General features: G+C 39.7%; 11 protein-coding genes and 1 rRNA gene. 6 read left to right on the top strand and 6 right to left on the bottom strand.

Annotation, left to right across the window (positions count from 1 at the left end; genetic code table 11):
• The first annotated feature begins 33 nt into the window (after positions 1-33).
• Positions 34-148: ribosomal RNA gene (gene rrf, locus E0H82_RS12220) — 5S ribosomal RNA — on the top strand.
• A 730-nt stretch (positions 149-878) separates the two neighbouring features.
• Here rrf and E0H82_RS12210 read toward each other — a convergent pair.
• Entirely contained in the window at positions 879-2,261 is a 1,383-nt protein-coding gene (locus E0H82_RS12210) for a dihydrolipoyl dehydrogenase (protein WP_131265043.1), read from the bottom strand.
• Positions 2,262-2,412: 151 nt separating this feature from the next.
• Between E0H82_RS12210 and E0H82_RS12205 the strand changes: the two genes are divergently transcribed.
• Positions 2,413-4,443: an Ig-like domain-containing protein gene (locus tag E0H82_RS12205; RefSeq protein WP_131265042.1), complete on the top strand. Its 2,031-nt coding sequence runs from the start codon at positions 2,413-2,415 to the stop codon at positions 4,441-4,443.
• 154 nt (positions 4,444-4,597) lie between these two features.
• Here the strand turns inward: E0H82_RS12205 and E0H82_RS12200 are convergent, their stop codons facing one another.
• Complete coding sequence (locus E0H82_RS12200) at positions 4,598-5,023, bottom strand: beta-lactamase hydrolase domain-containing protein (RefSeq protein WP_131265041.1); 426 nt, start codon at positions 5,021-5,023, stop codon at positions 4,598-4,600.
• Entirely contained in the window at positions 5,016-5,351 is a 336-nt protein-coding gene (locus E0H82_RS12195) for a TIGR01244 family sulfur transferase (protein WP_131265040.1), read from the bottom strand. The genes E0H82_RS12200 and E0H82_RS12195 overlap by 8 nt, the downstream gene beginning before the upstream one ends.
• A gap of 124 nt (positions 5,352-5,475) precedes the next feature.
• Here E0H82_RS12195 and E0H82_RS12190 point away from each other — a divergent pair, with 124 nt between their 5' ends.
• The 3 genes from E0H82_RS12190 (at position 5,476) to E0H82_RS12180 (ending at position 7,254) form a co-directional block, all read left to right on the top strand.
• On the top strand, positions 5,476-6,375 hold the full coding sequence (locus E0H82_RS12190; RefSeq protein WP_131265039.1) for an alpha/beta hydrolase: 900 nt from the start codon (positions 5,476-5,478) through the stop codon (positions 6,373-6,375).
• Positions 6,372-6,797: a thioredoxin TrxC gene (trxC, locus tag E0H82_RS12185; RefSeq protein WP_131265038.1), complete on the top strand. Its 426-nt coding sequence runs from the start codon at positions 6,372-6,374 to the stop codon at positions 6,795-6,797. Before E0H82_RS12190 ends, trxC begins: the two co-directional genes overlap by 4 nt.
• An 88-nt stretch (positions 6,798-6,885) precedes the next feature.
• The gene (locus E0H82_RS12180; RefSeq protein WP_413773110.1) at positions 6,886-7,254 is read left to right on the top strand and encodes an acyl-CoA thioesterase; all 369 of its coding nucleotides are present in this window, start codon (positions 6,886-6,888) and stop codon (positions 7,252-7,254) included.
• A 48-nt stretch (positions 7,255-7,302) separates the two neighbouring features.
• Here the strand turns inward: E0H82_RS12180 and E0H82_RS12175 are convergent, their stop codons facing one another.
• Both E0H82_RS12175 and E0H82_RS12170 read right to left on the bottom strand, forming a co-directional pair.
• Positions 7,303-7,800 (bottom strand): DUF4442 domain-containing protein, encoded by a 498-nt coding sequence (locus E0H82_RS12175; RefSeq protein WP_131265036.1) that lies wholly within the window; start codon positions 7,798-7,800, stop codon positions 7,303-7,305.
• Positions 7,801-7,834: 34 nt separating this feature from the next.
• On the bottom strand, positions 7,835-8,323 hold the full coding sequence (locus E0H82_RS12170; protein ID WP_116760531.1) for a YajQ family cyclic di-GMP-binding protein: 489 nt from the start codon (positions 8,321-8,323) through the stop codon (positions 7,835-7,837).
• Positions 8,324-8,414: 91 nt separating this feature from the next.
• Here E0H82_RS12170 and E0H82_RS12165 point away from each other — a divergent pair, with 91 nt between their 5' ends.
• Positions 8,415-8,729 (top strand): rhodanese-like domain-containing protein, encoded by a 315-nt coding sequence (locus E0H82_RS12165; RefSeq protein ID WP_131265035.1) that lies wholly within the window; start codon positions 8,415-8,417, stop codon positions 8,727-8,729.
• 66 nt (positions 8,730-8,795) lie between these two features.
• On the opposite strand, the gene mnmC is transcribed toward E0H82_RS12165, so the two are convergent.
• Positions 8,796-10,712: an FAD-dependent 5-carboxymethylaminomethyl-2-thiouridine(34) oxidoreductase MnmC gene (gene mnmC, locus E0H82_RS12160; RefSeq protein WP_131265034.1), complete on the bottom strand. Its 1,917-nt coding sequence runs from the start codon at positions 10,710-10,712 to the stop codon at positions 8,796-8,798.
• Positions 10,713-10,722: the final 10 nt, after the last annotated feature.

Raw genomic sequence — 10,722 nt, 5'->3', positions numbered from 1 at the left:
ATAAGACCATAACGAATAGTCATAAACAGTTGTGCTGGCGACAATAGCAAGAGTGAACCACCTGATCCCTTCCCGAACTCAGAAGTGAAACCTCTTAGCGCTGATGGTAGTGTGGGGTTACCCATGTGAGAGTAAGTCATCGCCAGCTCATTATTCAAACACCCCCTAACCAACGTTAGGGGGTGTTTCTTTATTACACATTATAAAATAAGAGTAAATTTATTTGCCCATTCTATAATAAAACTCTCCAATGATAAGAAATATAAGTTGAGGTCGATCCTGCTGAAGGCCTTATTGCATTAGTTTACTTAGAATTTTAATTTTTATACCTTTTATTGGTAAATTTGAGCAACTATTGCTTATGTATTAAGTTTATTCGTGGAAAAATTATTACACCAGTTATTAATATCAATGAGCTGGGTGCAATTATAAGAAAAGTGGAATCTTACTTAGAGTATATGGATGGTCCCACAATCGCTACTATCAACAATGGTTAATTCTCTTATTAAGGATTGGTGGTTTACATCCGAGTTTTACGAAATGATTTACAAGAAATCGCACAAGTTGAATTACTGAAAAGCAGAGAATAATACAAGAATTACCTTTAGCACGGGTTACACATTTGGGAAGACAAATTGAATATTTACAAACAACGCCATTTCCAAAATTTTCGATAGATTTTATGAATGATTTAATTCAGTTAGACCAAGCGAGCAATGAGTAAAAAGAGTTTCTTCGTCAGAAAATTATGTATGCATCACTAAATCATCAACTTACGGCTTCTCAGACCTTGGATTTATTGGCTGCACAACGGTGGATTGTTCATCTCATCGTACATACACAAAGAGTTGCAGTATTGTTACAATAAGATCAAGAGGCTATTGAATAGTATTTAATTGACGCCTAGCATGTTTAAGGGCAGTGCGTAATCCTTCTTCTAAGGTTGGATGATAAAATGGTTTGGCGAGGAGATGATCAAGTGTTAAATCTTCAGCAATCATCCAACAGAGTAAGTGCGCTAAATGTTCAGCGGAAGTCATGAGTAATTCTGCACCTAAAATTTTGCGACTTTCTGTATGAATATAGACTTCCAACGCACCATAATTTTTTCCTAAAACTTGTGCACGTCCTTGTTGGGCATAAGAAACATAGCCTGTTACAAAAGGAATTTTATTACTTTCCAGTTGCTTAAAACTTTGCCCGACAATTGCCATTTCTGGTTCACAGAATACAATACCGATTGGTGTTAGATTTCGGATATTTTTTATTTGTTTTAAATTCAAGCAATTTAAAATGGCACGGTGACCTTCATGTGCTGCTTCGTGCTGAATAGGGGTGTTGGTATGAGCATCACCAATGATAAAAATAGGATAGTGTGCAAGTTGTTTGGTTTCTGGATGGACAGGTAAGTTTTTAAGATCTATAAATTGAGCATCTATATTTTCTAATCTTAAGGTATTTAATAAAGTACGACGCCCTGTTGCGACCAATAAATAATCCGCTACTAAATTGTGTTCTTGCCCATGCTCCTGGTAGACAACCTGTACACCATCTTTTGAATTTCGAACTTGTGTGGGTAAAACTTCGAACTTAATGTCAATTTCTTGACTTAAAAGTTCCTGCGCCATTTTTTGTAGTAAAGGGCTGGTTAATGTTCCGACCTTCCGACTACGTGCAAATATCGTGGTTTTAACACCTAAGCGTTGTAATGCTTGAGCAATTTCAATCGCAATCACACCACTTCCAATCACAGCGATAGATTTTGGCAGTTGCTCCAGTTCAAAGATTTCATCAGAAGTGATGAGTTTAGATCCTAATTCTTTTTTCCATTCAAGATCAAAACTTGGCGTTGATCCTACAGCGAGAATAAAACTCCGAGCTTGATAGTGCTTTTGATTAATTTCAATTGTCGCAGCATCAATAAAGTGAGCTTGACCTGATATTTTATGGGCCGAATCCCAACGAGCGACATCTTTTAAAGCAGCTTGTGTAAATTGGTTTCTTAATTTTTGTACGTGTAACATGATTTTTTTAGAATCAAGGTTTAGATGAGTTGTTATGCCAACTTTATTTAATGATTGGGCATCGTGCAGTTGATTTGCTACAGAAATAAGCACTTTACTTGGCATACAACCAACGCGTGCACAGGTGGTATCCCACGGACCATGATTCACAATTAAAATATTTGATGTGTGTTTGATTGCTTCTTTGTAAGCAGCTTGTCCAGCTGTTCCCGCACCAATAATAATGATGTCGTACATAGTTTATGTTATTTGAATATTTACTTTTTCAGCTTAACATAGTTAAACATTTGGTCTGACTTTATTTACATAAAGCTACTTATATGTTTACATACGACAAATTAAAAATTTAATTACCACTTTATGAAGAAAGGTTATTCGGGGAATTTTGATGAATAATAAACAGATTGGTCTAAAACTGTCGACAGTTGCACTGGCAGTATTGTTGGCAAGTTGTGGTGGAGGGGGGAGTGATGGATATTTCCCAGATAACAGCTCGGGAGGAAATTCGAATGGTGGAATCGTAACTTCTACAACAGCAGAGTTATTATCAATTGGACAAAGTAAAAGTAGTCTAAATGCAGGTGGTGAGGATAAATTAACTTTAACTATTCGTACTTTAGATAAAAGCGGTGGTGTCATTGCAAATGCGAATGTTAAAGTTGAAATTAAAGATGCACAAACTTCTGGTGCAAGCCTAAGTAAATCTAGTAATCTCGTTAGTAATGAAGGTGGTATAACAACAATAGATGTAAGCTTAATTAATTCTACATTAAGCCAACGAATTAATAGAACAATTACGGTTATTGTTACTTCTGGGTCTGCAAAACAAGAAATTGAAATTCCAGTGACAGGTACGACTGTTTCGATTACTTCTGATGTTAATTTACTTGAAGTAGGAAATAGTGCCAATGTAACTCTCACAGCAGTAGATGCCGTAGGTAATCCTTTAGTTGGTGCAACAGCTAGTCTAATTGATAGTGTAGGTAATACGGTTGGATCGACCTTAGTTACTAATTCAGCTGGTAAAGCTGTATTCCAAGTACCATATAATATGGTATTAGCATTAGCCAATCATAAGTTAGAATTGACAGGTAAGATTACTGTTTCAGGCAGTAATCAGTCAATTAGTAATCTTTTAACTACAGATTCAGTCACTTTAATTGCGAATGTTTCTAATAATGTAATTCAACCTATTTCTAATACAGACCCTGTAGGTGTCGGTGAAAGTAAAACAATAACAGTACAAGTAAATGCTTCATCACAAGCGGAATTACTTGGTAAAACGGTGAATTTTGATACCACAAATGGAACAGTTACTCCAACTAAAGCTACTATTACAAATGTGCATCAAGAAAATGGCAAATGGGTGGGTAATGCGAGTACAAACTTAATTGGTACGATTTCATCTGTTGCAACAGTTTCAGCGCAATTCGGGTCTAATGTCGTTTATATTGCTCAGAAAATTAGTGCGGGTGCTCCAGCAATTATCACACTTCAATCTGAAGCGAGTGTTCTAGCCCCAAGAGCTAATACTAAGGTGATTGCACTAGTCAAAGATAAAAATGGTTCACCTGTGCCAGGAGTCGTTGTTAAATTTACTACAATTAAAGATACATCTTCTGATGGTAGTCTGTCACAACCAACTGCAGTAACGGATAGTACAGGTCGAGCAACTGTAATTTATACGGCGGGTTCAGCACAAACATTAGGCGGTGGAGTTGAAATTCAAGCCTCAAGTGCAAGTGCAACATCTCCTCAGCCTGTATATTCACCAAATTTATTATTAACTGTTTCAACTCAGTCCGCTTTCATTACTGTGGCGCAAAATCATAATGTCATTAAAGAGGCGAATGACAATACCAATTATTATAAAGAATTCACAGCATCTGTAGTAGATACGGCAGGAAATCCAATTGCTAATCAAGAAATTAGTATTTCTCTAGATTTGGTAAGTTTTTATAAAGGGCGTTTTAACTGGGTGCGTGATTATTCTTATGCACAAGGCAGTGATGGAATGTGGTCATGGTTGTCTTATTGGCGTTGGTCGCGCGATTACACTGTTTATGAAAATAGTGTAGCGAAAAGAGTAACGACATATATTGAATGTCCTTCAAATGAATTCCCAAATCCAATTGCGATTTTAGGTTCGGATAATAAAATTCTTGGGACTAATGCAACATTTAGAACGAATTCGGAAGGGAAATTTGATTTTAAAGTACGTTATGGACGTAATTATTCAAATTGGCTACGAGTTAATATTAATGCTTCCACAACGGTTTCTACTAAGGATAATTTAACAGCATTATCCTTCATGCCGCCTGTTGCTGATATTGATGTGGATGATGTTGATGGTAAATGGCGTCCAGATGACGTGAGTCCTTATGGTACAGACTATTCGACATGTACTAACTACAAATAAAATAGTTTTAAATAAAAAACAGCGCTTCAGCGCTGTTTTTTTTATTTGGGCGAAAATTTAAATTGATGTTCCAACACTCACCCCAACGGTAGGACGCACATTCATAGAACTACAAGCGGGTAGGGCTAAAGCACAGAGTACAACGATCAATAATTTATTCATGTAATAAGCCTTGCTTACGTGCTTCATTAAATAATTCGCTAGAGCGATAGCCACTCTTACAAATCATTAAAATAGGTTTAGGAAGTTCGTTATAGTACTTTGAAAATTCAATGATATCTGTTTGTGTAATTTTACCGTTTTCAATAGGTTGGTAAATGACACTTACATGAGATTGCTCCGCAATATTCCGTAACTGACTGACGGAAATATTGTTTCCCATTTCCTGATCAGGTCGATTTACAATTACAGACTTAAATCCCTGTTTTAACAGTAATTGAAACGTTTTGCCATCAAGTTGACCAGAGACAGTAAGATTTTCGCTCAGTGCTTGAGGTGTTTGAGTTTTCTGAGCGAAAAGAGATGTACTATTCATTAAACCGCTACACAAAATGCATGTAGCAAAGAGTTGCTTAATCATCCAGCAAATCCATTTGTTTTGCCAATTGATACAAGTTATTTGAACGATTGCCAGTACGGCAAAACATTAAAACTGGTTTTGGGAGTTCATTAAAATGATTGGCAAAAGTACGTACATCAAGCTCGGTAATTTGACCTGCTACTACGGGTTGATAGACGTAGTCGAGTCCTGCAGCACGCGCTGCTTCTTCAATTTGAGCACTGGTGGGTTGCTCTGGTCCGCCTTCCATGTCTGGGCGGTTGTTGATAATAGACTTAAATTCTTTTTCAACAACTTGTTCTATATGCTCAGGGCCAATTTGACCTGCGAAGCCTACATTTTCGCTCATTGTGTCACTCCATCATCCAATTAAACAATATATGCTTTATGATAGCATTAAGCAGATTCGACAGTTGAATCTGTTGAAATTTTTATAAATGATTACAACCATAAAATAACGTACTGGAGCGCGTATGCACGCTTATACGGTCGAGCCTTTATATGTCAAAAGTGGTCAGGAAGTCCTTGCAGCAGATTTTTATCGGCCCAAAACGGAACACAGACCTGCTGTTATATTGATGGCACATGGCTTGGCAGGCTTACGCCAGTTTAAACTGGTGCAATATGCAAAACAATTTGCACAAGCAGGCTATGCGGTGGTGTTGTTTGATTATCGCTATTGGGGTGGCAGTACGGGCCGACCGCGTGAATTGGTCTCCATCAGTTCTCAGTTAGAAGACTGGCGAACGATGATTGCACATCTTCAGGAACGAAAGTCGATTGATTCACGACGGATTATTTTGTGGGGAACGGCACTTAGTGGAGGCTATGTTTTGAGTTTGGCCAGCGAATTGAAAAATATTCAAGCGGTGATGGTTCAAGTTCCGATGGTTGATGGCAGTGAACTTGCCAAACTTTATCCTCTTCCTCAATTATCCAAAGCATTAAAAATGTCCAGTCAGGATTATATGGGGGCGAAGGTAGGGATGAGTGCTAAAACCTTGCCTGTCGTGAGCCCTGCTGATCTCAGCTTTATGCCGACAGAAGATAGTTATTTAGGTTATTTGTCTATCATTCATCCTGACTACTTCTGGAGTGGTGAAATTCCAGCTCGAGTCTTTTTTAAGTTGATCCGTTATCGACCAATTCAGGAAGTCCGTAAAATCAATATTCCTGTGTTATTTATTGCGGCTAAAGAAGACAGTTTATTTCCAATCGCTTCCAGTCGTGAAGCAGCCACTAATATTGCCCCATTTGTGCAATATTATGAATGGGAGATGAAACATTTCGATATTTATCACCATCCATGGTTTGAAAAAGCCATTTCGACCCAATTAGAATTCTTACATCAACATATTGGAGTCAGCTCATGATTATTGTATGCCCATCCTGTTTGGCGAAGAATCGCGTGCCTGAAGAAAAAATTGAAGCACAGCCTAGCTGTGGCCAGTGTCACCAACCTTTGATTCCACTAGCTCCCATTGATTTAAATGAACAAAATTTTAGTCAGTTCATCACGCACAGTGATTTACCTATTTTGATTGATTTATGGGCAGAGTGGTGCGGACCATGTAAAATGATGGCTCCTCATTTCGCAGCCGTGGCAAAACAGAACCCTCGCGTGATTTTTGCCAAGATTAATACTGAAGAATCCCCTCGTTTAAGTAGCGCTTTTCATGTACGGAGTATTCCAACCCTCGTGTTGATGAATAAAACCAATGAAATTGCTAGAATAAGCGGTGCACTTAGATCGAGTGAACTACAACAGTGGCTGGATCAATATTCAAATGTCTAATGCCTAGTCAAAGCACAATAGGCTTGGAGAGAACGTGTCAGATATTCATGTGAAACCAGAAGGGACTTTATCCCTTCAAACCATTGCGATGCCAGCAGATACCAACTGGAGTGGCGATGTATTTGGTGGTTGGATTGTGTCACAAATGGACTTGGCGGGAGCAATCCACGCAGAACGTTTTAGTAAAGGGCGCTGTGCGACCATTTCAATTAATCAAATGACTTTTCTGGTGCCAGTAAAAGTTGGCGATGTGATTAGTTGTTATACCAAAATTTTAAAAGTCGGCAATACTTCAATTCAAATGCAAATTGAAGTCTGGGACAGCCATGACAGTTCTCGTGAAGCGAAACGTGTTACAGAAGGTGTATTCACTTTTGTGGCTGTGGATGTAAAAGGCAATAAACGTCAAATTCCTGAAGAAGTGAAGCAGAAATTTATGGAAGCCCAATCGGCTTAAGCTTGAATAAAAAAACCAGCACATTGCTGGTTTTTTTATGCCTCTATTTTAAGCCGACTTGCGCTTAGGTAACCAAGCCCACAGCATTTGGCATTGAATGGGTTCATTGCCTGCATCATCAATGACCGTTACTGGAATCAGTAATTCACCTTTTTCCTGTTCAGCAATCAACTTCTGCTGTTCTGGGCTTAAGCTTGCGGTGGCAGTAAGCCCGCCTTGAGCGACTTTTAAATAATCGACATGTAGGGTTTTAATCAGCAAAATTCGATGATCTGGCACATGCAGGCCTGTTAAAAAACCTGTGGCAGTTTCTGCCAACAACGCCATGGCTGCTGCATGTACGCCTTTAATGTGGTTTTGCATATTGCGTTGATTTTCTATACGCACCACCACATGGTGTTGATCGACTTCCAGATAACGAATATTGGCTGTGCCCACCATCGGCACAATACGACCAAAAGCTTTGCTCCAAAGGGTACTTCGAATCCCTTGCGGGAATTTCGACGTAGCTTTGACCAGTTTGGATAAACGATTACTTTGTGTCATATCATACCTTTAGAGCTTAGGGGATGGCCTCACATTAGTCTTTAAAATTATTAAATTGCAATGGAAGTCCAAATTGTTGTTCACGCAAGAAATTCATGACTTGCTGTAAAGTGTCGCGCTTTTTATCAGTCACGCGAATTTTGTCGCCTTGAATTGAAGATTGCGCTTTAATACCGCTTTCTTTAATGGCTTTATTAATTTTTTTTGCAGTATCAGAGTCAAGGCCATCTTTCAGTTTGATCACTTGAATCACATTTTTACCCGAAGCGGTGGCCTTTTGTGGATCTAGAGCCTGTACATCGACTTTGCGTTTATAAAAATGGTTTTCCAGCATGTTATAAACTTGCTCACATTGGAAATCACTTTCGGTACTAATTTTAATTTCTTTAGACTTTTCATTCAGTTCAATAGAAACATCTTGTCCGCGGAAGTCAAAACGCGTCGCAATTTCTTTTTGCGTGTTCTGAACTGCATGATTTACTTCAAAAATCTCTAATTCTGAAACAATATCGAAAGATGGCATGGAATAGACCTTTACAAAGGGAAAGAATATCTGAGATGCTAGGGATGTTTTCTTCATTTGCCAAGTGTTGTTTACATCAAAGGAGTGCACAATGATCCGTAAACAAGAAATTACAACATTTGAGTTCCCAGACGATGCCATCATCTGGGATGTCCGTGATGCAAGTGCTTATGCTGAAGCCCACGTTAAAGGTGCGGTAAATCAGCCAATTACAGGCTTGTCAGCAGATTGTTTGACTCAGGTGTCTGCGGATCAGACCATTTACATTTTATGTGGTGGCGGAAGTAAGGCGCCACGTGCGGCTGAACTTCTTGATGGTTTAGATGATTCACGTGAGTATGTTGTGCTAATGGGAGGTACCCGAGCGGCACGTGATGCGGGCTTACCTTTAGAACAAGGAACCTGATGCAAAAAAGCGCCTTATGGCGCTTTTTTATGGCATAAAGAAAACAACAGAGCATCATGCATCGGCTTACTGAGCTTGAGATGGCACTGCATTCGTAGCTTGATAATAAGCTTTCTTCACTTTCTGCTTTTTTACAAAACGTTTGATATCTAATTTGCGGATCAGGCTACTAGGAACTGGACTGGTTTCAGATAAAATCTGCGCGACCAGTAATTCACTACAGAATGGTGCAAATAAAAAGCCTTTAGAACCGAATCCCGCCAAGCTATAAATTTCTTTGGTTTGATCCAAGCGACCCAGTACAGGGAAATAGTCATTGGTCTGTGCGCGGACCGAAGCGCGACCTTGCCAAGTTGAGGTTGGAGGCAAGGAGTGTGCATAATTTGGAAACACACTGTGGATAAGATTGAAGTTATGCACATGGTCTTCTGCGAGAACTTCACAATCATCCCGATTAGGATAAAAGGATGCCCCCAGAATTAAATGCTCAGCATCAAGCTGCATACAATAGCCACCATAGCTATAGGCTTGATCGCTAGCAAGGACTTGAGTTTGATTTTTAACCCAACTGACTTGACCACGAATTGGTTTGAGGAGGGGGAAATTTTCAAAAAAAGCTTGGCTATCGCGCGCGCAGCACACAATGACATGATCAAAATCACCCAAACACTGATCTTGAGTATTCATGATTTCTACAGTTTGTTTTGAAATAAAGCTCTTGATCGTGGCTTGCTGAAACTGAATGAAGGGGTGCTGTAAAATTTGATCGCGTAGTGCATGTGGAGAAACTACTCCTGCTTGCAGCAGATTTAAACTCGAAAACTCTGTTGCAATGGCACTGTCCTGTGCTGCTGAGGTGTTCAGCACTTGTTCTGGATATTCAGCGGCTAAGCTCAATAAATCTTCCGCATTTTTTAATGCCATCTGATTGACTTGAATAGGGCGATATGCCTGAAATTGGGCATAGTGGCGCAGTGCGTGTTGCCATGCCAAGGTCATCAAGTGTTCATGGCTTTGCTCAATCGGGCACAATTTAGGATTGAGTAAAGCTAAGGGATTCCCAGAACCGCCAGCCAGTGGTTCACTTTGATCATACAGGGTGACTTGATGTCCACGTTGAGCAAAGGCCCAAGCACAGCTTAAACCTGCAATGCCAGCACCGATAATGGCGATATGACGTTGCTTTGGGTACATCACGTCAACAGGATTGTGCGCTGTTGCATGAACTATGTCATTTTCTGATGTAGATTCTGGTTTTAACCAACAGGCTTTGAGCATTTCCCGTTTATGGCCAAAACCGCGTGGACGACTAATTTGGATACCATGCTGTTTTAGTCCACGTTTTAATACACCTGCAACGCTGAATGAGGCAAAAGTTGTTCCGAAGTCGGATAGTCGAACAATATGATTCAACACCTGTTCCTGCCACATATCTGGATTACAGGATGGAGCGAAACCATCAAGGAACCACGCGTTGACGGGATGAAGTTTTTCCATTTGTGGGAAAACATCATGTGCATCGCCAAGCCAGAGATCAAGGCTAAAGCGTTCTTCAGGAAAACTCAGGCGATGACAACCGGCAATCGGTAAAGGATATTGTTGAATCAATTGATCGGCCAACGGCTTGAGTTCGGGCCAAGCATTTAAGGCTCGAATCAAATCGGCTTTGGTCAGTGGAAATTTTTCCACACTAATCGCATGTAAATGGCTATGGTTGTTGGGGCGACATTGTTGCCACATTTGCCACAGCGCCAAAATATTTAATCCCGTGCCAAAGCCTGTTTCCCCAACAGAAAAATATTGGTAGTCGCTTAGGTTTGCCAAACGGAGATTGAGATCGTTACCATGTAAAAACACATGACGTGTTTCCAATAAACCGTTGTCTTTAGAAAAATAAACATCGCCAAATTGTTTAGAAACAGGCACCTCGATGCCATCGACGAGATGCCAATCGAGATCGGCCGTTTGTATTGCATGTGACAAAAGCAGCAAC

It is taken from the genome of Acinetobacter sp. ANC 4910, assembly GCF_004331035.1.
Taxonomy (GTDB): Bacteria; Pseudomonadota; Gammaproteobacteria; order Pseudomonadales; family Moraxellaceae; genus Acinetobacter.
This window is presented reverse-complemented; position numbering and strand designations above follow the sequence as displayed.

Bases quoted from the DNA above. Each gene is read 5' to 3' on its own strand.
- E0H82_RS12210 (WP_131265043.1), bottom strand. From the start codon at position 2,261: ATGTACGACATCATTATTATTGGTGCGGGAACAGCTGGACAAGCTGCT.
- E0H82_RS12205 (WP_131265042.1), top strand. From the start codon at position 2,413: ATGAATAATAAACAGATTGGTCTAAAACTGTCGACAGTTGCACTGGCA.
- E0H82_RS12200 (WP_131265041.1), bottom strand. From the start codon at position 5,023: ATGATTAAGCAACTCTTTGCTACATGCATTTTGTGTAGCGGTTTAATG.
- E0H82_RS12195 (WP_131265040.1), bottom strand. From the start codon at position 5,351: ATGAGCGAAAATGTAGGCTTCGCAGGTCAAATTGGCCCTGAGCATATA.
- E0H82_RS12190 (WP_131265039.1), top strand. From the start codon at position 5,476: ATGCACGCTTATACGGTCGAGCCTTTATATGTCAAAAGTGGTCAGGAA.
- trxC (WP_131265038.1), top strand. From the start codon at position 6,372: ATGATTATTGTATGCCCATCCTGTTTGGCGAAGAATCGCGTGCCTGAA.
- E0H82_RS12180 (WP_413773110.1), top strand. From the start codon at position 6,886: ATGCCAGCAGATACCAACTGGAGTGGCGATGTATTTGGTGGTTGGATT.
- E0H82_RS12175 (WP_131265036.1), bottom strand. From the start codon at position 7,800: ATGACACAAAGTAATCGTTTATCCAAACTGGTCAAAGCTACGTCGAAA.
- E0H82_RS12170 (WP_116760531.1), bottom strand. From the start codon at position 8,323: ATGCCATCTTTCGATATTGTTTCAGAATTAGAGATTTTTGAAGTAAAT.
- E0H82_RS12165 (WP_131265035.1), top strand. From the start codon at position 8,415: ATGATCCGTAAACAAGAAATTACAACATTTGAGTTCCCAGACGATGCC.